19 protein-coding genes are annotated in these 21,620 nt (G+C 41.5%); 12 read left to right on the top strand and 7 right to left on the bottom strand.

What is annotated here, in order from left to right; genetic code table 11:
- The first annotated feature begins 282 nt into the window (after nucleotides 1-282).
- The 3 genes from B5G52_RS10875 to B5G52_RS10865 all read left to right on the top strand — a co-directional run bounded on the left by B5G52_RS10875 (nucleotide 283) and on the right by B5G52_RS10865 (nucleotide 2,758).
- Complete coding sequence (locus B5G52_RS10875) at nucleotides 283-915, top strand: cytochrome c (protein ID WP_087532671.1); 633 nt, start codon at nucleotides 283-285, stop codon at nucleotides 913-915.
- 737 nt (nucleotides 916-1,652) lie between these two features.
- On the top strand, nucleotides 1,653-2,246 hold the full coding sequence (gene yihI, locus B5G52_RS10870) for a Der GTPase-activating protein YihI (protein ID WP_087532670.1): 594 nt from the start codon (nucleotides 1,653-1,655) through the stop codon (nucleotides 2,244-2,246).
- Nucleotides 2,243-2,758, top strand: coding sequence for a DUF2489 domain-containing protein (locus B5G52_RS10865; RefSeq protein WP_087532669.1), 516 nt, complete (start codon nucleotides 2,243-2,245; stop codon nucleotides 2,756-2,758). The genes yihI and B5G52_RS10865 overlap by 4 nt, the downstream gene beginning before the upstream one ends.
- Before the next feature lie 46 nt (nucleotides 2,759-2,804).
- Here the strand turns inward: B5G52_RS10865 and hemN are convergent, their stop codons facing one another.
- Together hemN and B5G52_RS10855 are read right to left on the bottom strand one after the other, a co-directional pair.
- The gene (hemN, locus tag B5G52_RS10860) at nucleotides 2,805-4,178 is read right to left on the bottom strand and encodes an oxygen-independent coproporphyrinogen III oxidase (RefSeq protein ID WP_087532668.1); all 1,374 of its coding nucleotides are present in this window, start codon (nucleotides 4,176-4,178) and stop codon (nucleotides 2,805-2,807) included.
- A 110-nt stretch (nucleotides 4,179-4,288) separates the two neighbouring features.
- Complete coding sequence (locus tag B5G52_RS10855) at nucleotides 4,289-6,316, bottom strand: methyl-accepting chemotaxis protein (RefSeq protein ID WP_087532667.1); 2,028 nt, start codon at nucleotides 6,314-6,316, stop codon at nucleotides 4,289-4,291.
- Between the two features lie 129 nt (nucleotides 6,317-6,445).
- Here B5G52_RS10855 and B5G52_RS10850 point away from each other — a divergent pair, with 129 nt between their 5' ends.
- Nucleotides 6,446-7,216, top strand: a complete 771-nt coding sequence (locus tag B5G52_RS10850; protein ID WP_087532666.1) for an NAD-dependent epimerase/dehydratase family protein — start codon at nucleotides 6,446-6,448, stop codon at nucleotides 7,214-7,216.
- Here B5G52_RS10850 and hutH read toward each other — a convergent pair.
- The 3 genes from hutH to hutC form a co-directional block, all read right to left on the bottom strand.
- Nucleotides 7,213-8,745, bottom strand: coding sequence for a histidine ammonia-lyase (gene hutH, locus B5G52_RS10845; RefSeq protein ID WP_087532665.1), 1,533 nt, complete (start codon nucleotides 8,743-8,745; stop codon nucleotides 7,213-7,215). The genes B5G52_RS10850 and hutH overlap by 4 nt on opposite strands.
- Before the next feature lie 2 nt (nucleotides 8,746-8,747).
- Nucleotides 8,748-10,421, bottom strand: coding sequence for a urocanate hydratase (gene hutU, locus B5G52_RS10840; protein ID WP_087532664.1), 1,674 nt, complete (start codon nucleotides 10,419-10,421; stop codon nucleotides 8,748-8,750).
- A gap of 75 nt (nucleotides 10,422-10,496) precedes the next feature.
- Entirely contained in the window at nucleotides 10,497-11,213 is a 717-nt protein-coding gene (hutC, locus tag B5G52_RS10835) for a histidine utilization repressor (RefSeq protein WP_087532663.1), read from the bottom strand.
- A 109-nt stretch (nucleotides 11,214-11,322) separates the two neighbouring features.
- Between hutC and hutI the strand changes: the two genes are divergently transcribed.
- On the top strand, nucleotides 11,323-12,570 hold the full coding sequence (hutI, locus tag B5G52_RS10830) for an imidazolonepropionase (protein WP_087532662.1): 1,248 nt from the start codon (nucleotides 11,323-11,325) through the stop codon (nucleotides 12,568-12,570).
- 130 nt (nucleotides 12,571-12,700) lie between these two features.
- Nucleotides 12,701-14,359, top strand: coding sequence for a GGDEF domain-containing phosphodiesterase (locus B5G52_RS10825; protein ID WP_087532790.1), 1,659 nt, complete (start codon nucleotides 12,701-12,703; stop codon nucleotides 14,357-14,359).
- A 13-nt stretch (nucleotides 14,360-14,372) separates the two neighbouring features.
- Here B5G52_RS10825 and B5G52_RS10820 read toward each other — a convergent pair whose 3' ends face one another.
- A complete protein-coding gene (locus tag B5G52_RS10820; protein WP_087532661.1) occupies nucleotides 14,373-15,419 on the bottom strand; it encodes a formimidoylglutamase in 1,047 nt (348 codons plus the stop codon).
- Nucleotides 15,420-15,917, bottom strand: coding sequence for a ribonuclease E activity regulator RraA (gene rraA, locus B5G52_RS10815; protein WP_087532660.1), 498 nt, complete (start codon nucleotides 15,915-15,917; stop codon nucleotides 15,420-15,422).
- Nucleotides 15,918-16,134: 217 nt separating this feature from the next.
- Here rraA and B5G52_RS10810 point away from each other — a divergent pair, with 217 nt between their 5' ends.
- From B5G52_RS10810 to B5G52_RS10785, 6 genes are all read left to right on the top strand, one after another.
- A complete protein-coding gene (locus B5G52_RS10810) occupies nucleotides 16,135-16,674 on the top strand; it encodes a phosphatase PAP2 family protein (protein WP_087532659.1) in 540 nt (179 codons plus the stop codon).
- A complete protein-coding gene (locus tag B5G52_RS10805; RefSeq protein WP_087532658.1) occupies nucleotides 16,671-17,699 on the top strand; it encodes an MJ1255/VC2487 family glycosyltransferase in 1,029 nt (342 codons plus the stop codon). The genes B5G52_RS10810 and B5G52_RS10805 overlap by 4 nt, the downstream gene beginning before the upstream one ends.
- Nucleotides 17,700-17,814: 115 nt before the next feature.
- The gene (locus tag B5G52_RS10800) at nucleotides 17,815-19,695 is read left to right on the top strand and encodes a methyl-accepting chemotaxis protein (RefSeq protein WP_087532657.1); all 1,881 of its coding nucleotides are present in this window, start codon (nucleotides 17,815-17,817) and stop codon (nucleotides 19,693-19,695) included.
- 235 nt (nucleotides 19,696-19,930) lie between these two features.
- Nucleotides 19,931-20,209, top strand: coding sequence for a type II toxin-antitoxin system Phd/YefM family antitoxin (locus B5G52_RS10795; RefSeq protein ID WP_176372539.1), 279 nt, complete (start codon nucleotides 19,931-19,933; stop codon nucleotides 20,207-20,209).
- A complete protein-coding gene (locus B5G52_RS10790; RefSeq protein ID WP_087532655.1) occupies nucleotides 20,209-20,496 on the top strand; it encodes a type II toxin-antitoxin system RelE/ParE family toxin in 288 nt (95 codons plus the stop codon). The genes B5G52_RS10795 and B5G52_RS10790 overlap by 1 nt, the downstream gene beginning before the upstream one ends.
- A gap of 554 nt (nucleotides 20,497-21,050) precedes the next feature.
- A complete protein-coding gene (locus B5G52_RS10785; protein WP_087532654.1) occupies nucleotides 21,051-21,455 on the top strand; it encodes a hypothetical protein in 405 nt (134 codons plus the stop codon).
- The last annotated feature ends 165 nt before the right edge of the window (nucleotides 21,456-21,620 follow it).

Raw genomic sequence — 21,620 nt, 5'->3', positions numbered from 1 at the left:
GGGCTTTCCTAAGTACAATAATAATGAATAAAGAGTAAACCATGTTTACTCAGGGCGCGTATTTTATACTATTACCAACACATTAAAAAGCGTATTTAAGGCAACTAAAGCACCTTAAATAAACTAAAACCATATGAACAAAGCTTAATCTAGGTCAAAACCCTATAATTTATAAGTTTAATATGAGTAGAAAACGTGCCAGAGAATTTATTATCGTGTAGAATATATAAATCGCAACATCCATATTGTAGATGATACAGGGTCGGAAACAGAGAATTCACCATGAAAAAAATAGCACTATCTTTAACTATATTGCTTGGTGCGTTGTCAGCAAGCAACGCAACAGCATTTGATGGCGATGTAAACGCAGGTAAAGAAAAATCAGCAACGTGTGCGGCTTGTCACGGCCCAGACGGTAATGCGCCGGTTAATATCTACCCAAAGATTGCAGGTCAACACGCAGACTATATTTATAAACAGCTTACAGAATTCAAACTAGGTATGACTTCTGGGGGCAAAGAAGGTCGTATGGATCCCGTGATGAGTGGCATGGCTATGCCGCTTAACGATCAGGATATGAAAGACTTAGCTGCTTACTTTGCATCTCTTAATATGTCTGAGGGTGCAACACCTAAAGATGTTGCAGAAGTTGGTGCGATGTTATTTAAAGCCGGTGATGCAGAGCGTGGTATTCCATCATGTGCATCGTGCCATGGCCCTCGCGGTAATGGTTCGTCTTTAGCTAAGTTCCCGAAGATTTCTTTCCAGCATCCAGGTTATATCAAGTCGCAACTTGAAAAGTTCCGCGATGGTGGCCGTAATAATGACTTAAACGGCATGATGCAAGATGTAGCGAAGAAATTAACAGATAAAGATATTGAAGTACTGTCTAAGTACTTAGGTGGTTTACACTAAAGTTGTATAGATTAGCCTTATCGCTAGTATTATATTACAGAGTTGAATAAAAAAGCAGCGTAAGCTGCTTTTTTTTTGTTTAAAATTCGTCGCTTTAGCTCACTCTCTTGTAAGACATTGCCCATGTCGTGGTGTAGGAAAATTCCTATTTTTATTTATTTTATAATTATAGGTTGTTGTTATTTATTGTTTTTGTTTTTTTGTTACTTGTATCCTGTAAGAAAAAATATATAAATTAGTTGTAACAAAATTATTAATGCGTAAATTAACCCCTGTCGCAAAAAACAATAAAAACAAAATGGATAGAACTATAGGGATAGTAATTAGCGGCATATTGGGATTGGCATCAGTTGATGCTACAAAGGAAATACTAAAAAAGTGTCATTGAAGACCGAAAATAATAAAAACTCATGGAAGTTTGATAATAATAAAAAAATGGAATGGTACACGGAAGATAAAAACAATAACAAAATGGAACAGCAATAATAATAAAAATAATAAAGACTAAAAAGTCGAAGGGAGAAGTGTCCAGATTTATGGCGCTCAGATTAGTAGGCGGTAGAGATGTTTTCTCTACCGCCTTTTTATTTGTCCTGTTACAATAGCACGCGAAATAGTGCGCTAGTAGTCGAGTAACCCAACCTCATTTCCGCACAAACCGAATTCTTCTGGCAAGACCAGCACTGCAACGCCATAATGTGTGTTGTTCAAAACCTCTTAAGTGAGATGATCAAGATATGAGTAGAAAGAAAAAATCACGTAAAATACCGTCTAACGGCCCTGTTCGTTTAAGTAAAGATAAGCTTCAGGAAATGCGTGCTTTAAAAGAGCAGCGCGTTAAAAAGCATAAGGGTGCAAAACCGGGCTCTCGTAATGCTGTAGATGAACTGCAGCCGGAAACAAAAAGTAGCAACTCGCAAAATAAAGATAAGCGTGTAGGCAGTAAAAAGCCAGTGCCTTTAGTTGCTAAAGCACCTGAGCCAGTGGTTGAATTAAAACGTAACCTAAAGCCTCAGGTTGAGCTGAAAAAAGTGACTGAACCAGAACTATCACCAGAGCAAGAGCTTGAAGCCTTAGAAAATGATGAGCGTTTATTAAAATTAGTTGAGCGTCATGAAAAAGGTGAGATGTTAACTGGTAAAGATGCTAAGTACTTTAATAGCCGCATAGATCGTCACCAAGTGCTGTGTGAGATCTTAGGTATTGAAGATGAGCCAGAAGATGACTTTGATGACGAAGAGTATGAAGAGCAAGGTAGCAGCGACTTTGATCAATACTTGTCGAATGATTTAGCCAACGAGTGGCTAGATGACGACGAGGATGATAAATAATGACGATGATGATCTTAGCTCTGTGTGTGGGCGCTGTGATCATCGCTGGTCTTGCATTCTACGCAGGGCAGCTGCTGTATAAGCTCAGAGCGCAAAATAAACTAATCGCTAAGGAGCAAGCTAAGCAACAACAAAAGCTTGCTAAGTCGCGCTTAGAGCGTAATGCAAAGCTTGCTGATAGCATTCATTTAATTGCTCGCGCCATGGAGCAAGAGCAATGTGAGTTTTCTGAGGGAAGCTTACGAATATGGGTGCTGATGTCGCAATATAGTTTTGCCGATGAAGGTGATTTAACACTTCGTTATCCGGGTATTTTTGCTATGTACGAAGTGGTAAAAGAAATGCCAACCCACGAAGCCCGCAAAAAATACTCGAAAAAAGAGATTTTTAAGCAAGATACAGCTCGTTGGCGCGCGGAAGAAGAACATGCAGAGCAAATAAAAGCAGACTGCAAAAAAATTATTGAAGAATTTCAAGCTGCCCCCGGCAGTGAAAATGTAGTATTCAATTAGAAAAAGCAGGCTTAGCCTGCTTTTTCATTACCTGCTAAGTCCTCTGTTAAATTACCCGAGAAAATCGTGTTGCGTTTATTTGCTTTTGTAGATGGGCGTCAAAACACATACAGATTATACGAATAAATAAATTTCCTCGTGCTGTCACACGAATAATATCATTTTCTATTTTTACTAAGCCGTCAGCCTGCAGTGGTGCTAACGCAGTTAACGAATCAGCAAAGTAGCGCTGAAAATCTAGCTGGAATTTAGTGGCTACATGTTGCATATCAAGCTCAAAGTGACAAATTAACTGCTTGATTACATCAGCACGAATCACATCATCTTGGTTTAATTTCATGCCTTTACAAATAGCACTACCCAAGTTGTTGTCGATTGCATGGTAGTAGTGTTTTAACACTTTTTGGTTTTGCAAAATATATGTGCCAATTTGTGAGATTGACGATACTCCTAAGCCTAATAAGTCGCAGTTCCCGTGGGTGGTATAACCTTGAAAATTACGGTGTAACTGTTGCTCATTTTGTGCCACAGCCAGCTCATTATTAGCTTTTGCAAAGTGATCCATACCGATAAACTGATAACCCGCTTCAGTCATTTGCTCAAGGGTATTTTTGAACATGGTGAGTTTGTCGTGGGCGCTAGGTAGGTCAGCATCTTTGATCTTACGTTGTGCGGCAAAGCGCTCAGGTAAGTGTGCATAATTAAATACAGAGACTCTATCTGGGCTTAGAGCAATAAGCTGCTCTATGGTTTCTTTAAAGCTGTGTGGTGTTTGTAAAGGCAAGCCATAAATCATATCTGCATTGATTGAGTTGAAGCCAAGCTCACGAGCTTCACTGATCAAGCTTTTTACTGCATCTGCACACTGAGGACGATTAACGGCAAGTTGTACCTCATCGTTAAAATCTTGAATCCCGAATGATACCCGATTAAAGCCTAAAAAGCGTAAATGATTAAGCATGCCATCAGCAAGCGATCGAGGATCAATTTCAATGCCGCGCTCTGCATCTGGACTAAATTGAAAATGCAGTTCAAGTATGCCAATCAGGCGTGCCATTTGAGCTGCAGTTAAAAAAGTGGGTGTACCACCCCCTAAATGCAGTTGCTCAACTTGATAGTGATTAAACAGTTGTGACTGTGCAATGATCTCTTTTTCTAAGTAATCCAGGTAAAGATCGGCCTTTGATTGATGGCGAGTAATGACTTTATTACAGCCACAGTAATAGCAAAGTTGACTACAGAACGGAATGTGAATATATAAAGAGAGGCTGTTAGTTGATGATGATTCTACTGCATCAATAAGGTCATTCTGTTGGTAGCCTTCATTAAACGATAAAGCTGTCGGGTAGGAGGTATACCGCGGTCCCGATACATTGTATTTGTTTATTAAGCTTTGATCCCACTTGGGTAAATTAATCATCACGCGCACCTTTATATAAAGTTTGCGTCATTATAAAAAGTTGCAACAAAGCGTTATTGATCTACAACAAAAAAAGAGTGCACAAGGCACTCTTTTTATTTTTATAAGCGTTAAAGCTTAAATTGATTGACTGTACTATTTAGTGAACTGGCAAGCTCATTCAAATCACGTGCTTCATCGGCAAGCTCTAAAGCATGATCCGCGGTGCTGTTCACTAAGTGATTAATAGCCGACAAACTGCTATTTATATCTTCCGCGACGACAGTTTGCTGCTCAGTAGAGGTCGCTATTTGATGGCTTTGGTCTTGAACACTGGTTACCGCATTAGCAATGTTCTTCAGCGCATCGAGTACTTCTTGTGTTTGTGTAACGGAGCCTTGCGCGCGCTCTTGACCTTGTTGCATCATGATCGATGCTTTTTGAGCAATTTGTTGTAAACGCGAGATCATGTTACGAATATCATCGGTAGACTCTTGGGTACGACTAGCAAGTGAACGTACTTCATCGGCTACTACAGCAAAGCCACGACCTTGTTCACCGGCTCGTGCTGCTTCTATTGCGGCATTAAGTGCAAGTAGGTTTGTTTGCTCTGCAATTGAATTGATTACATCAACAACAGCACCAATGTTGCCACTTTCTTGCTCTAAGCCAGCAACCACCGTAGACGCCTCACCAATATGCTCGGCCAGTGCTGTCATCACACTTTGGGCGTTCTGCGAGCGAGTAGCGCCATCGGCAGTTATGTTTTGTACTTCTTCTGCGGCGCTATTGGTGTGCTGCGCATTACGTGAAATCTCCATTACTGTGGTGGCCATTTCAGTAACCGCAGCACTCACACTATCAACTTGCTGCTTCTCTTGCTGGATTTCGTCATTGGTTTTCTGCGATACCGACTTTAACTGCGCTGCTGCATTGGTCAGTTGCTCAGCCTGTGCAGCTGTGTCTAGCATCATAGCGCGAAGTTTATCAATAAAGGTATTCATGTGATGAGCTAATTGACCCACTTCATCTTTACTATCAATGGTGATCTTTTGCGTTAAGTCACCATCACCCGAGGCAATGTCGCGCATAATGTGAGTTAGAGTGGTGATTGGTTGGGCTATCATATGAGTTGCCCACATGATCATTGCAATAATGATTAAAAGAATAATAACAACAGAAGTCGTGGTCGTGGTGACCGCTTGATTCACTGGCTCATCAATCATCGAACGGGGTACTAAAATACCCACATACCAGTTTAGGAAGGGCTCTTCTAGTTGTAAGCGGTCATAAACCACAAAATACTCTTGCCCTTGCAGAATTACGCTAGCATCACCACGGGTGTTGCTCTTCATTTCACGATTTAATTGGCTAAAACCACTGGTATCGCTAAACTGCTTTTCTAATTGCTCGAGTCCTTCTTTACCATTTGGGCCTTCGTCAGTAACTGATAATTTGTGATTGGTGCGGTTAGATAGGTGCACGACTTTTTGATCGCCGTCGAGTAAAAAACCGTAACCTTGTCCGTTAAAGCGAATGTCTTCAACCATTTTATTGATTTTGTTGAGCTGTAAATCAACACCACCAAAGCCGATAAGTTCACGTTGTTGGTTATATACAGGCTGTTGCACTACCGCAGAGGCGTTCCCTGTGGTCAAATCAACTGAGATAGGCCCAACATAAAGACGGTTTAGTTTTAGGGCGTCCTGCCACCAGCCACGCTTATAGGCATAATAAGGTTGGCCATTATAATGAGTTGTACGTTCATGCTCTTTAAAGTATTCGCCAGTTTTTGCTGAGGCAAAAAATGCTGATAAAACATTTTCATCATTGCTACTGATGCGGACAAAGTCTTGATCGACTTCGTTATACCCAGGTGCACCTTCAAGCGGTTGATCTCGTTGATCCCAGGCATCAAACCAGTTCACTAAGTGTGGGTTTGTCACAAAGGTGCTGACTAATTTACCGTATTTAGCAAAGTAGCCTTGCATTGAAAGTTGTTCGCTTTGTAGATAGCTATGAGCTTCGCGCTCAATACCTTGTCGCGATAGCGAGGCGATATGATTGACAAAGTAGGCTGAGGCAATAATTAGTAAAACACTAATTGTCCCTCCAATTAACAATAATATTTTTTTTCGCAATGATAGATTTTTAAGCATGAGTGCACACATTCTTGTTATTTAGTAGAGTAGGCATCTATATATAATCATATCTTAGTCTTAATCGCCATATTATGGGGTAAGGCAAATGCAGCATTTTTTATAAAATCGTAAGGGTCTTGTTACTTTATGGGTATATTCGAGCGCAAATTAGTCGTTTTAGGGGCTGGTTGGTTAGGTCAGGCGTTATGCCTGAATAGGCTACAACAGAACTGGCAAGTTCAAGGCACACATCGAAGTGCAGAGCATCAAGAAGAATTTTTAAGGCAGTTTGTGTTGCAAAATGAGCAATTAATTCATCAGCTGGATTTGGAAAATGCATGGTGGGTGTGTGCGATGCCACCACGCAGCCGACAACCTGAAAGTAACTATCAGGCGACTTTAGAACGCAGCTTAAAATTAGCAAAAGCAATGAATGCACAGGGTTTTTTGTTGTGCTCATCCACAGGTGTGTACGACCCCAGTGCAAATATTTATGATGAAGCAAGTGATATTACTGCTTCAGGTGAGCGCCAACAAAGGTTAATCGATGCCGAGCAAAGTGTGTTAAATGCTGGAGGTAAAGTATTACGCCTTGCTGGATTAGTCGGGCCTGGGCGAGAGCCAGGACGGTTTGTAGCTGGTAAGCAATTAAACAGTTCTAGTCAACAAGTTGTGAATATGGTGCATCAGCAAGATGTAATAAATGCAATTGTTACAGTGCTAGAACACTGGCAAACAGCAGCACCTATTTATAATGTAGTTAACCCTGCACACCCAAGTAAAGCTGATTACTATAAACAAAAATGTGCGCAATACGGTACACCAGCACCTACATTTACCAGTGATGTAAAAGCCGAGCGCATTATTAATGGCTCGGCGATTGAATCACTTGGTTTTAATTATCAGTTTGATATTTAAAATGAAGGCAGTACACCATCAGGTAGCAGGCTGCATAGATTACCTTGCGCTAATAACGTATTTGCAGCTTCGATATCAGGACCAAAATAGCGGTCTTTATCGTAGTAGCTCACTTTTTCGCGTAAGGTTGCTTTTGCTTGTTCAACTTTAGCTGATGCTTTAAGTGGTGCTCTAAAATCAAGACCTTGTGCTGATGCTAACCATTCAACGGCGAGCACACCTTGGGTGTTATCGGCCATTTCGCTTAAGCGACGCGCAGCAAACGTTGCCATTGATACATGATCTTCTTGGTTTGCTGAGGTCGGTAAGCTATCTACCGATGCTGGGTGTGCGAGTGATTTATTTTCAGAGGCCAATGCCGCTGCTGTTACTTGCGCAATCATAAAGCCAGAGTTAACGCCGCCATTATCAACTAAAAATGGCGGGAGCTTTGACAGGTTTGAGTCAATTAGTAAGGCAATACGTCGCTCAGCCAATGCGCCGATTTCGGCTATCGCTAGGGCTAGATTATCCGCAGCCATTGCAACAGGCTCTGCATGAAAGTTACCGCCAGAGATAATATCGCCAACATCAGCAAATACTAACGGGTTATCGGTAACACCGTTAGACTCACACAACAGTACTTCAGCAGCTTGACGAATTTGGGTTAAGCAAGCGCCAAGCACTTGCGGCTGACAGCGTAAACAATAAGGGTCTTGCACTTTTTCACAATCAACATGGGCTTCACTGATTTGTGATTGTTTGCCAAGTATGTCACGAAATACTGCCGCTGAATCAATTTGTCCACGTTGACCACGAACGTCATGAATACGTGCATCAAACGGTGAGCGGCTACCCATTGCAGCTTCAATGCTCATTGAGCCAATCGCGCAACTTTGTGCATACAAATTTTCAGTGCGGAATAAGCCTTGTAAGGCAAATGCGGTCGATGCTTGCGTGCCATTTAAAAGGGCCAGCCCTTCTTTTGCCGCTAAAGTGAGTGGCTCAAGACCCGCAATTTTTAGACCTTCACTGGCTTTAATCACTTGTCCTTGGTGACGCATTTCGCCTTCACCTAAAAGAGGTAGACACATGTGTGATAGCGGCGCTAAATCACCCGAGGCGCCAACAGAGCCTTTTTTTGGTACGCAAGGGTAGACTTGTGCAGCGAGTAGCTGGATAAAAAACTCAATGACTTTTAAGCGAATACCTGAGAAACCACGTGATAATGAGTTGATTTTTAACACCATCATCAAGCGAACCGTGCTGTCATCCATATACTCACCAATACCAGCGGCATGAGAGAGTACAATTGAGCGCTGTAAAAGCTCAAGTTCGTGTTCGGCAATTTTTGTATTTGCTAATAAACCAAAACCAGTATTTATGCCATAAACTGTACGCTGCTGATCAATCACGTCTTGTACAGTTTGCGCACTGGCAGCAATTTTGATGTCGCTGTCTTTGGCGAGTGTCAATGTTACTGGCGATTGATTTATTTCTCGCAAAGTTGCTAAATCAAGTTGTCCAGGTGTGAGTGTATATTCAAACATGATTAATCCTTATTTAGCATTGGCAGGTCTAGACCTTGTTCATTGGCGCAGTTAACTGCTATATCGTATCCAGCATCCGCATGACGCATTACGCCCGTGGCAGGGTCGTTCCAAAGCACGCGTCCTACACGTGCTGCGGCCTCATCGGTACCATCAGCAACAATAACTACGCCTGAGTGTTGGCTAAAGCCCATGCCTACGCCACCACCGTGGTGTAACGACACCCAAGTAGCACCGCCTGCGGTGTTTAATAATGCGTTAAGTAATGGCCAATCAGATACTGCATCAGAGCCATCTTTCATGGCCTCGGTTTCGCGGTTAGGGCTAGCAACAGAGCCTGAGTCTAAGTGATCACGACCAATCACTATTGGTGCTTTTAACTCGCCGTTTTTAACCATTTCATTAAATGCTAATGCTAGGCGAGCACGGTCTTTTAAGCCAACCCAGCAGATACGTGCCGGTAAACCTTGGAACTGGATGCGTTCGCGGGCCATATCTAACCAGTTGTGTAAATGCTTGTCATCAGGAATAAGCTCTTTGACTTTAGCATCGGTTTTATAAATATCTTCAGGATCACCAGAAAGCGCTACCCAGCGAAAAGGACCAATGCCTTCACAAAATAATGGGCGGATATACGCGGGTACAAAACCTGGGAAATCAAACGCATTCTCTACGCCTTCTTCAAACGCCATTTGACGAATATTATTACCATAGTCAGTTGTTGCTGCACCTGCTTGTTGTAATGCGAGCATGGCTTTAACTTGTACAGCCATAGACTGCTTAGCCGCTTTTACAACAGCTGTCGCGTCTTGCTCACGCATCTTTGCAGCCTGCTCCATAGTCCAGCCTTGTGGTAAATAACCATTTAGCGGATCATGAGCAGAGGTTTGGTCGGTTACGACATCAGGGGTGATATTACGCTCAACTAGCTCGCTAAAGATATCGGCGGCATTACCTAATAAACCCACAGAGAGTGCTTCGCCTTTAGCACAGGCATCATTAATCAGGGTTAAGGCATGATCTAAGTCAGTCGCTTTAACATCAACATAGCGAGTCTTAATACGAAAATCGATACGACTTTCATCACACTCGACTACTAAAGCGCTGAAACCTGCCATAGTTGCTGCAAGGGGTTGTGCGCCGCCCATACCGCCTAAGCCGCCGGTTAACACCCATTTACCTTTAGCATCGCCAGCAAAGTGCTGTTTTGCCATGGCAACAAAGGTTTCATAAGTACCTTGGACAATGCCTTGTGAGCCAATATAGATCCAAGAGCCCGCTGTCATCTGCCCGTACATCATCAAACCAAGTTTATCGAGCTCATTAAAATGTTCCCAATTTGCCCAGTGTGGTACTAGGTTTGAATTCGCAATGAGTACTCGTGGCGCGTTGCTATGTGTTTTAAATACACCAACAGGTTTACCAGATTGCACAAGTAAAGTTTCATCATCTTCGAGTCTATCTAAGGTTTCGATGATTTTATCAAAACAAGGCCAGTCGCGTGCTGCGCGGCCGATGCCGCCATACACAACTAATGCATGTGGATGCTCTGCAACCTCAGGGTCAAGGTTATTCATTAGCATACGTTTAGCCGCTTCTGTGAGCCAGCTTTTAGCACTGATTTTATCACCGTGCGGTGCGCGTATCACACGCGATTCATCGAGTCTGTTATTCATAGTGTGCTCCTGTTGTATATACAAGCTTGTTAGTTACAAAAAATACGCAGTTAAGCGCATCTTTATGATATTTAGTTACTTTTTGTTGTTTTTAAACGTCAAGTGACCACCTAAACGGTATTTGCTACCAGGTGATACTAGGCGTGCAAAACTCACAATGCCCGCTGATGACCATGTTCGACGTATAACCTGTAAGCATGGCTCTTCATGATAGAGGTTTAACCATTGGCACATTTCGCTGTTAGGCATTACCGCTTCGACGGTATGGCGCGCTTCGGTTAATGGTGCCACGCTGGATAAATATTCGTGTGGTGTCAGGGCTGTAAAATCTTGCTGTAGATAATTACTCGCAAGGGCTGGGTTTACAAACCGCTCTTCTACTTGCAGTGGTAATTCATTTTCGTTGTGCACTAAAACACTGCGATAAACCACGCTATTGACTTCAACCCCTAATGCAATGGCAATCGGTGCTACTGCGTTGATTGATTCAAGCACTAAAACGGTACAGCTGTAATTACCATTTCGGGCTTTTACTTCATCAGCTATATTTTTAATTTCAAGTAATGACGATTGTGACTTAAAGCTTGCTACAAACGTACCAAGCCCTTGGCTGCGGGTTAAAATACCGGCTTCGGTTAATTCACTTAAAGCGCGGCGGGCAGTCATTCGGCTGACGCTAAATTGCTCGGTCAATTCATTTTCAGAAGGAACACGTTGGTTTTCAAGCCAAGCGCCACTACGAATATTATCAACAATGAATTGCTTAATTTGTGCGAACTTAGGAGTCGTCATTGGTTTAAATTACACTGTGTATTAATTTATATTCGCTATAAGATGGCATAATAAGCTTGTATATACAAGATGGGTTGTTAAACTAATAAAAAACTTTTTAAGGGCCGTGATGAGTAATTCAACATTAGACAGTTTATCTTGTGAGTGGGATTTATTAATAACCGACGCCAATATTGCCACCATGGATAGCAGTATCGACTCTGCATATGGTGCTATTGAAAATGCGGCCTTAGCAATTAAAGATGGCCATATAGCGTGGCTCGGTAAGCAAAGCGAGTTACCAAAATTTGATGCTTTTGCGACGCCGATGCTTTCAGCAAAAGGACAGTGGTTAACGCCAGGTTTAATTGACTGTCACACGCATTTAGTATTTGCGGGTTCTCGGGCCGAAGAATTTGAACAGCGACTACAAGGCGTTAGCTATGAGCAAATAGCTGCTCAAGGAGGCGGGATTGCCAGTACTGTGCGAGCCACACGTGAAGCCGATCACGAAGCGCTATTTGTACTGGCCAAAGACAGGTTAAATGCGCTTTATGCTGAAGGTGTGACTACGGTAGAGATAAAATCGGGCTATGGGCTCGATTGCGAAAATGAAGTCAAAATACTCGAAGTTGCTCGACTGCTGGGAGAAAACCACCCTGTTGACGTAAAGACCACATTTTTAGGCGCACATGCATTACCACCAGAGTTTAAAGGTCGTAGTGATGAATACATAGATTTGGTGTGTAATGACATGCTAGAGCAAGTTGTTTCTGCCAATTTAGCCGATGCGGTTGATGTATTTTGCGAAAATGTCGGTTTTAGCAATGAGCAAACCCGTCGTGTGTTTGACGCAGCTACTAAGCACGGCCTACCTGTTAAATGCCATGCAGAACAATTATCAAATCAACAGGGCGCACAATTAGTTGCTGAGTTTAAGGGCTTATCGGCAGATCATATTGAGCATTTAGATGAAGAGGGTGTAAAAGCCATGGCTGCTGCAGACACGGTTGCCGTGCTACTACCTGGCGCGTTTTACTTTTTACGCGAAACTAAACAACCACCAATAGATTTATTAAAGCAGTATAATGTGCCCATTGCTATATCGACAGACTTTAATCCGGGAACATCGCCATTGTGCTCTTTGCAATTAATGATGAATATGGGATGCACATTATTTAGGTTAACTCCCACAGAAACCTTAGCTGGTGTAACTCGAAATGCAGCTAAGGCACTGGGTTTAACTGATCGAGGTGTGCTCAAAGTGGGTATGAGAGCAGACATCGCACACTGGCAGATCTCACACCCAGCGCAATTAAGCTATCAATTAGGTGTAAATAAACTGTTAAATCTGTGGGTATTAGGTAGACTTAACTAGTCTATTTTTATGCTGTACTTATTTGATGACTTTACTTGCGCTATTAACAACTACTGGACTTACACAAATAGCAGGAAGCTCTTTTTTAACTAACACACAAATCCCCGTTTTTCTAAGTGGGGCGATATTGATGTCAATGATATGTGCCTTATGTGTTGTAAGGCACCCATTACTTCGCTTAAGTTATATAGCCAATGCCTTTGTTGCATTAGCATTATTGAGCTTTCATTACGCCTATCTTGAACTATTACTCGCTTTGATGATTGCCTTACATTTGTGGCAAACGTTTAAACAAAACAACTGGACTATGCTGAGCATTAGCTTTGGTGCTGCGCTAGTTTTTACAATTTGTTTTGCTGCCCACTTACTGTTAGCTATTCCAAATCATTGGGTGGTACTTGCAACGCTGGTATTAGCAAGTTCAGGTTATTTTTTCGAAGATGAACATGACTTAACCAATAGCCAAGATGAAGTTAGCCGAGACGAGCCGTTAATTTCATCGCCGCTATCTGAACTACCAAATCGTGCTAAATTAAAACAGGCTTATTATGACTGGCGCCATGGCGGCGAACATGATGGCGCGCTCGTTATTATTCGCTTAGAAGGTTTTGCTGCTGTAAACCAGCACATCGGCCGAGATTTCGGTGATTTACTATTGGCGCAATCGGCAAGTAGAGCAAAACAGTTATTAGCTATTGAAGACGTTATTAATATATCAGCACAGCAAAAATTAGCGCATTTAGGTGGATTAAACTTTGCATTTATATGTTGCTTAGATACCTATAAGCACCTTCACGAACAGCTTATTAGTCAAATATTAGGGGCAACGCTAAAACCCTTCAATGTGGCTAATTGCACCGTCGAAGTAACCGCACGGGCAAGCTATGTAAATTGTGATGAACAAGGCAGTGGTTTTGATAGTTTAATCTCGTACGGGTATTTAGCACTCGATAGCCAACCTAATAAACAAGTTGTCGCTTTTCATCAACAAATGATGGTTGAGCAACTAGAGCAGCAAGCTCGATTAAAAGAGTTGGCCAATATTAACTTTTCGAGCGAGTTGGAGTTGTATTTTCAGCCCGTTATTCGTAATCATGATGAAGATATCGAGTTTTTGGAGTTGCTGCTGCGTTGGCAACATCCTAAGCAGGGTATTTTATCTGCCAGCCGATTTATCGAAGATATTCGTATTGCAGGGTTGGGGTATCCTTTAGCTGAATTTGTTATCGAAAGAGCTGCAGAGTTGGTAATGGCATTGCGGATGGAAGGTATTAAAATGCCATTAAGCACAAATATATTTGGCCCAGAAATGCTTAATGAGGAGTTTATTGCATTTATTGATCAGGTTTTTTTAGAACATCATTTATTACCAGGAGATTTAATCATAGAGTGCCCTCTTGAGGTCTTTATGAATTTAGATGAGCAAGGCAAAGCAATGGTTGCAAGACTTAATAGTAAAGGGGTTAAAATGTGTGTCGACGGCTTAGGCGATAGCCCTGTGTGGTTGGCTAAGTTACCTAACTTAGCTGTTGAGTATGTAAAAGTATCGCCTTCGCTTACCGCAGACTTTAGCCAGCAAGGACATATAAGAAGCTTAATCGCCGGCATGGTTGAAATGCATAATCAACAAAATAGTAAAGTTATTTGTGAGGGAGTTGAAACTAAAGAGCAGTTAAGCTTTGTTAATAACCTCAATGCGTTCGCAGCCCAAGGTTATTATTTTAGCCACCCATTGAGTAGCGTCGGTATGATTTCTTGGTTAAAGCAATGGCAAATCGAGCACAGCTAAATTACGCGACGGCTTAGTTTTCTTTAGCTTGCAGGTATGCATTAACCAGTGCGGTAATGATTTGCCCGGCATCATTCAATCCCGCATTTAAACCACTAGGGTGTTGATTTGGCGCTGCTTCACAAAGGTGTAAATATTGGCTATTAGCTTGCGTTGCGGCTAAATATACAAAATGCTCTGCATCACTGACGCTAAATCCGCAATTGGTGTATGCGCTTACTGGCATTAATGAAATACTGTCTAAATCAACTTCTACACCTAAAGGTGCATGACTTAATTTATCAAGCGCTTGCTGGCATGCTTGCGTGAGTGATTTTTCACGCCTTACTTGCAGTGCTTGGTAGCTATCATAACCAAACTTAGCCTCAGCTAATGCGTCAATAATCGCTTGATTATTCTTTAGTTCGTGCAATCCAATTACATGGTAATTATGCAGGTGCTGCTCATTGTATGCATAACGAAAGCCATTGCCAGAATGACGACCTTCACAGTCACGAAAATCGGCGTGAGGGTCAAAATTAATAGCGTTGATAGGCTGCTTTTTATGTTTACTTAAAGCACGAATAATACCTAAGCAATTGTTATGGCCGCCACCTATTATTATTGGCTCAAGGCCGGCGCTAAAAATTAAATTTAACACGTGCTCAACACGGGTATCTAATTGGCCGCAATAATCACGTAATTGGTTAAGTTGCTCTGGGTTCTGAATATCTAAATCAGCTGCGGCTGCGGTAATATCTGCAACACCAACCTCACCAAGCAATAACACTTTTTCGTTTGCTAAAAATTGATTATTTGACTGATTCAAAAAGCGCTTAATAAATGCGTGCCAGCCATCGCTTGCTCCGCCATTACCAAGGTTTGCTCTGGGGCCAATGTCTTCACAGATGCCAAGTAAAACGTATTTAATACCAAACTGTGCAGCATCTTGCATGGCCTGTAGTGGGTTTACTTGGGTGTCTAATAAAGCAATAGACTGCCATGCTTTTTTTTCATTTAAACGACTGCTACACCAAGGTTTAACAGTCGCTTCATCATAAATATGTAGGTATTCGGACATTTATTCTTCAACAATTTCCAATTCTAGCTCTTCAGCTGATAACACGATCCCCGTGCTGTCTGCGTAGATGTAATCATCATCAAAAAATGAAACACCGGCAAAATTAACCCCAATACCATCTTCACCAGCACCTTGGCTATCTGCCGCAACAGGAATAGATGCAATCGCTTGAATACCAAAGTCGAGTTCTTCAAGTTCGTCTACGTGGCGTACTGCACCGTAAACAACAATGCCTTGCCAATTATTCTCTATGGCTAATTCAGCTAGCTCAATATCAATCAGTGCACGACGAGTTGAACCACCGCCATCAATGAGTAAAACACACTCATCACCATCTTCGCTAAGGATCTCTCTGATCAGTTCATTATTTTCAAAACATTTAACGGTTTTGATACGGCCACCAAAACTGTGACGGCCACCAAAGTTAATAAACATAGGTTCGAGCACATCGACCACGTCGGCAAAGTGATCGCATAAATCTGAGGTGCTGTAATCCATTTTTCTATCCTTCTAAAAGATATATGAGCTAGTCTTCAGTATACCCCTCTTAAACGCAATAACAACGACTTAATGATAGTTAATTGTGCTCTTTTTATGCAAAAAAGAGCGTAAGTAGGTAAAAGCAACATTAGTGTCTTAAAAGCGTCACCCAATTGTTATTTAGAGCGCCTATGCTGAAATTGTGTACATAGTTTGCGTGAAAAAGGACCCAACCATGAGTCAGAACAATATACTAAAAAAGGTTGCACAGTTAGATGAAGATTTGTTCCTTAAGCTATTTAATGGAAACTCACCCGTATGGATAAAAAATTCAGCGTTAGGGTTTTCAAAAAGCGGTAATGGTGGCTTATACGTCATGATGGCTTTGGGGTTTGGCTGGTTAGGCAGTGAGCAAGAGTTGCAACTGCTATCGATCACCTTGTTGCTTGGCTTTTTGATCGAAAGACCAATTTATTATGTTGCAAAAAAAACCTTCGCGCGAGTTCGCCCATGTGATTGTTTAGTAAAAGGCGCATATATAGTGCCTAGCGATAAGTTTAGTTTGCCATCAGGGCATAGTGCGGGCGCTTTTTTAGTCGCCATTATACTGGCGCAATATTTTCCAGAATTATTCTGGTTATGGTTTGCATGGGCCAGCGGTGTGTCTGCTTCTCGTGTGGTGCTAGGGGTTCACTTCCCTGCTGATGTCGTGCTTGGGGCTTTAATGGGTTCAAGTTGTGGTGTAATGGCTATTTTATTGGTGGGTTATCTATGAGAATACTGTACGGTATTCAAGGCACAGGAAACGGACATATAACTCGTGCACGAGTAATGGCAAATGCGTTTAGCCAGATGGGCGTAGAAGTTGATTATGTTTTTTCAGGGCGCGCGCAGCAAGACTATTTTGATATGGGCGAATTTATAAATTACCGTAGTTTTCGCGGATTATCGTTTTCAACCCAAAATGGTCAAGTTAGTAGTTTACGCACAGTAAAGAATGCGCGAGTGTGCAAATTGCTAAATGATATTAAGCAGCTGGATGTATCCAGTTACGATTTTGTGTTTAATGACTTCGAGCCCATCACCGCGTGGGCAGCAAAGCGCCAAGGTGTGCCGGTTATTGGAATGAGCCACCAAGCCGCTTTTTTATCACCCAAAGTGCCTATGTTTGGTCATGGTTTATTTCGCCGTTCATTAATTCGTTGTTATGCGCCTGCCGATGTTTATTTAGGCGTTCATTGGCAACCGTTTGCAGGCAATATCATCCCACCGTTTATTGCCAATCACCATCATGATAATCCAGTGAGTGTTGATAATAAGGTATTGGTTTATTTACCATTTGAAGAACTAGCAAGTGTGGTTGATTATTTAAAGGACTTTCCGGCTAAAGAGTTTTATTGTTATCACCCCGATGCAAAAAATAACTCTCATGGGCACATTCATTTAAGGGCACCTTCACGCAGTGGCTTTTTGAATGACTTAGCCAACGCCAGCGGCGTAATAGCCAATGCAGGGTTTGAACTTTCCAGTGAAGCGCTAAAGCTCGGTAAAAAATTATTACTCAAACCATTGTCAGGTCAATTTGAGCAGGATGCCAATGCACAAACGTTATTAGCCATGAAAGCAGCGCATGTGATGAGTTATTTAAACCCATGTGCACTTGATGAGTGGATTACTAGCAAAGATCACATGCAGATAAACTTTCCCAGTGATCCTAAGCCGTTGGTAAACTGGCTGGCAGAGAAGCAATGGAGTAACACCCAAAATTTACACGAATCATTATGGGATTCAGTGGCTTAATTTTAGATAAAGAGTAAATTAATTTACAGATTATTGGTTTAAAGTGAGATAATCAGCACATTAAGACCAATACTTGACTATAATCATAATGATTAAATTAGAAAGGCTGTTGTAGATGACTTTACTCCAAAACCTGACGATTAAGCGTCGGTTACAAATTAACGCTTTAGTTGTTGGTTTAGCAATGATTGTTATGCTTTGTATCATCATTTATGAAGCACGGACCATGCTAAAACTAAATGAAACCATTCAATATGCAGAAGAACTGGATATACATGAGCTATCGATGCGTAAACATGAAAAAGATTTTCTTTTTTATAAGGATGTGTCGAAGTTAGCAGCATTTGATCAAGAGTATGAACAATTGCAGTCTAAACTCGATAAACTGACTGTACTGTCAAATGAATTAAATATCGCCACTGTTCAAGTTAATCAGTTCGCGGCGCTAGCTGAGAAGTATTATAACGATTTTCAAAAAGTTGTTGAGTTACAACGTGTCATAGGATTGCACCCAACAGACGCCTTATATGGTGAGTTGCGTAGTGCGGTACATGAGATGGAAATGGTGCTAGATGAGCAAGACAACAACCAACTTTTAACTTTAATGCTACAGTTACGCCGCGCCGAAAAAGATTTTATGCTGCGCTTAGATCTTAAATACCTTTCGCGTTTTAAAGACTTAACCCAGCAATTAAGCCAACAAATTAGAGCGGCAGATATTGATGCTAACACTAGTGGGCAGTTGGCCTTATTACTTAACAGCTATCAAAGTAAGTTTACAGCACTGGTGGATGCACAAGTTGCACTGGGTCTAGATTTAGATTCAGGTGCTCTAGGAAAAATGCGCGGTAGTGTCAAACAAAGTGATGAGGTGGTTTCGCGCATTACAAGCGAGACCAAACAGCAAGTGGATGAAACTGCTAAGCAGGCACAAATGCTAGCAATTGCTATTTTTGTCATTGCTAGCTTAATTGTTATGGCACTGGTTTATTTTACTAGTCGTTCAATCATCTTACCTATCGAGCGGGTGTATCACACCATTAATGATATTAGGCGCAACAACGATTTAAGCTTGTTTATTGAAGAAACCGGTAAAGATGAAATCACTACTATGACCATTGACTTTAATAGTTTAATTGGTGATTTCAAAAAGCTTATTTATGAAGTAAATACCGCGCTCACTACATTAAATATTGCGACAGGTAACTTATCAGAGACAACCTCTGCAACAAGTAGCGGTATGCAAGAGCAATTGCATGAAGCTGATATGGTAGCAACAGCTGCTACTGAAATGCAGGCAACCATTCAAGATATTTCTCACAATACTGAAGCGGCGGCTAAAAAGGCCGAGTCGACTAACTTAAGCGCACAACAGGGGCGCTCGGAAGTAGAATCTACCGTTAAGCACATTAATCAACTTTCGGATTCACTTGGTAATGCCTCTTCAGTGGTTTCACAACTTGAAAAAGACGGTGAAACAATTGGTTCTGTATTGGATGTAATTCGCGGTATTGCAGAACAAACAAACTTACTTGCTCTGAATGCAGCTATTGAAGCAGCCCGTGCCGGAGAGCAAGGACGAGGCTTTGCTGTTGTTGCTGACGAAGTACGTTCGCTTGCTCAGCGCACGCAGGAATCAACAACAGAAATCGAAAGTATTATTTCAACCTTGCAAGAGCGCACTCAAGAAGTGGTGAGTATAATGCAACGTTGCCGCACACAAGGGGGAGAAAGTGCTGCTCAAGCCACAAAGGCAGGTGAGTTACTTAGCTCTATCACTGAAGATGTACAAACCATCATGGACATGAGCACCCATATTGCTGCCGCCATTGATGAGCAAAGCCAAGTGGCCTCAGAAGTAAATAAAAATGTAGTGAGAATTCGTGATATCGCCGAAAGCGCATCAGGCCATGCTGTTACTAATGCACAAACCAGTGAAGAAGTATCAGAGCAGGCGAAAGTACTGCATCAAGCGATAGATAAGTTTAAGGTCTAGCCGTCAGCCGTCAGCCGTCAGCCGTCAGTTTTAAAGTTATAAGCCATAAGTTTTATTTTAAGCAGTCTAAGTAGCTTTGAGCTTATGGCTTTTTTGTTGGGTAATTAAAATGAGTGTGAGGTGAAGTGGGCATATGTGCGTATTATAAAGTGCTATTTTACAATATCGGCCTCTTGCTAACAGTGAACTGTTGAACTATTATTTGTACGTTATTTTGTACTAATTGGAGTTCAATATGAGTCGCATTCATTTCGATCAAGATATTCAACCGTTATCTGAGTTTCGTGCTGGCGTTGCATCTTACATCAAACAGATCAATGAGACTCGTCGTCCATTGGTAATCACACAGCGTGGTAAAGGCGTAGCTGTTGTTCTCGATGTTGCTGAGTATGAAGCAATGCAAGAAAAGATCGAGCTACTTGAAGAAATGCGTACCGCAGAAGCCCAGTTGGCTTCAGGGCTAGGTGTTACAAATGAAGATGCGCGTTCACAAGTGCTACGGCGCATTAAGTAATGAAAGTAGTGTGGTCCCCATTAGCACTTCAAAAACTGGGTGATGCAGCAGAGTTCATTTCTTTAGATAGCCCATCTGCTGCTGAAAAATGGGTGAATGACGTTTTTGATAAAACAGAATTGCTTGGCAATACGCCAGAAATGGGGCGCTTCGTTCCTGAAATACCACACACAAATTACCGTGAAATTATTTTTGGTTACTATCGAATTATCTACAGTTCAAGTCACGAAATTCGAATCTTGACTGTTCGTAACTGTCGGCAAATTTTGACCGAGGACGATGTGTAAACTCTGTTATAACACCAATAAGCCTTAACTCAGTCTAATGTTCTTTTTGAGCGTTTTAATACAGTGACGGTCAATTCAAAGCCAATAAACATATTCGTTTACTTATTTTCTCTAAAGCGCAGCGCCTCTTAACCTCTTTGCGAATAATTCAGTTAAAGATTTTTTGTACAAAGGGAGTGACAAGCCACGGGGTTCGAGCAACGAACTGCGGGTCGACACTTAGGACTATTGTAGGTCGTCATTTATGGCGAGAATCAATTAACTATTGGAATTGACGCGCTAAAGCACGACCTACGCCAATCTCAGGCTCTAGTTACTTAACTTCCTTGTGAATAATTCAGTTAAAGATCTTTTGCACAAATAGCAGGGAATGAGAAGTAAATGAGGGAAACTTAGCGTTTAGTACTTACATGCTTAAATAGTCGTTAATCTAACCCGAATATGACTAAGCGATTGAATCAAAATTGCAACTCCGCTATGGTTAATGCATTAATAAAAATAAATTAAAAACGAGTAATTCTATAGGCTCGTTATGTGCTTAAGTAGGGCTGTATATGAATCGAGTAATATTTTTAGCTTTATTAATTTTTTCGTGTTTTTCATTTGCTACTGATTCAAACTCAAAGTTGGGATATGAAGGAAAAAATGGGCAAGTTTTTGGTTATAACACTGTTTTAGGGGCTCTCGAAGCGCTGAAGTTAGATCTCGATGCAGAGATTAGTGAGTCTAAAGGTTGGGTTATTGTAAACGATAATACGAATAAAGCTCTTTGGTCATTTGCACCCAAAGCTCACCCTTCATATCCGTCAGTTGTGCGCCGTGCGGTTGTCGAGAGAAATGGTCAGATTGGAATAACTACTGAAGTAAAATGTGCTGCTAAAAAGTCTGTTTGCGACTCATTGGTAAAAGACTTTATGGAGTTAAACCAAAAAGTTAAAAATGACATCAATAGTAAGTAAAACATCTATCAAGCCAATGTTGTTCAGCTAGGAAGCTGTCTGGGGGAAATTGCGAATGTTCAAAGACTATATTGGCACAAACACGCCTGTTTGATTTGATTGAAGTTCACTAATTTGACAAAGTTTGATAAGACTACTTTATGGCTCGGCAAACCTAGAACCTAG

The sequence above is a fragment of the Pseudoalteromonas sp. A601 genome (genome assembly GCF_002165575.1).
Taxonomy (GTDB): domain Bacteria; phylum Pseudomonadota; class Gammaproteobacteria; order Enterobacterales; family Alteromonadaceae; genus Pseudoalteromonas.
Note: the sequence above shows the minus strand (reverse complement) of the source record. Positions and strands in the feature narration are given on the sequence as shown.

Bases quoted from the DNA above. Each gene is read 5' to 3' on its own strand.
- B5G52_RS10875 (WP_087532671.1), top strand. From the start codon at position 283: ATGAAAAAAATAGCACTATCTTTAACTATATTGCTTGGTGCGTTGTCA.
- yihI (WP_087532670.1), top strand. From the start codon at position 1,653: ATGAGTAGAAAGAAAAAATCACGTAAAATACCGTCTAACGGCCCTGTT.
- hemN (WP_087532668.1), bottom strand. From the start codon at position 4,178: ATGATTAATTTACCCAAGTGGGATCAAAGCTTAATAAACAAATACAAT.
- B5G52_RS10855 (WP_087532667.1), bottom strand. From the start codon at position 6,316: ATGCTTAAAAATCTATCATTGCGAAAAAAAATATTATTGTTAATTGGA.
- B5G52_RS10850 (WP_087532666.1), top strand. From the start codon at position 6,446: ATGGGTATATTCGAGCGCAAATTAGTCGTTTTAGGGGCTGGTTGGTTA.
- hutH (WP_087532665.1), bottom strand. From the start codon at position 8,745: ATGTTTGAATATACACTCACACCTGGACAACTTGATTTAGCAACTTTG.
- hutU (WP_087532664.1), bottom strand. From the start codon at position 10,421: ATGAATAACAGACTCGATGAATCGCGTGTGATACGCGCACCGCACGGT.
- hutC (WP_087532663.1), bottom strand. From the start codon at position 11,213: ATGACGACTCCTAAGTTCGCACAAATTAAGCAATTCATTGTTGATAAT.
- hutI (WP_087532662.1), top strand. From the start codon at position 11,323: ATGAGTAATTCAACATTAGACAGTTTATCTTGTGAGTGGGATTTATTA.
- B5G52_RS10825 (WP_087532790.1), top strand. From the start codon at position 12,701: ATGTCAATGATATGTGCCTTATGTGTTGTAAGGCACCCATTACTTCGC.
- B5G52_RS10820 (WP_087532661.1), bottom strand. From the start codon at position 15,419: ATGTCCGAATACCTACATATTTATGATGAAGCGACTGTTAAACCTTGG.
- rraA (WP_087532660.1), bottom strand. From the start codon at position 15,917: ATGGATTACAGCACCTCAGATTTATGCGATCACTTTGCCGACGTGGTC.
- B5G52_RS10810 (WP_087532659.1), top strand. From the start codon at position 16,135: ATGAGTCAGAACAATATACTAAAAAAGGTTGCACAGTTAGATGAAGAT.
- B5G52_RS10805 (WP_087532658.1), top strand. From the start codon at position 16,671: ATGAGAATACTGTACGGTATTCAAGGCACAGGAAACGGACATATAACT.
- B5G52_RS10800 (WP_087532657.1), top strand. From the start codon at position 17,815: ATGACTTTACTCCAAAACCTGACGATTAAGCGTCGGTTACAAATTAAC.
- B5G52_RS10795 (WP_176372539.1), top strand. From the start codon at position 19,931: ATGAGTCGCATTCATTTCGATCAAGATATTCAACCGTTATCTGAGTTT.
- B5G52_RS10790 (WP_087532655.1), top strand. From the start codon at position 20,209: ATGAAAGTAGTGTGGTCCCCATTAGCACTTCAAAAACTGGGTGATGCA.
- B5G52_RS10785 (WP_087532654.1), top strand. From the start codon at position 21,051: ATGAATCGAGTAATATTTTTAGCTTTATTAATTTTTTCGTGTTTTTCA.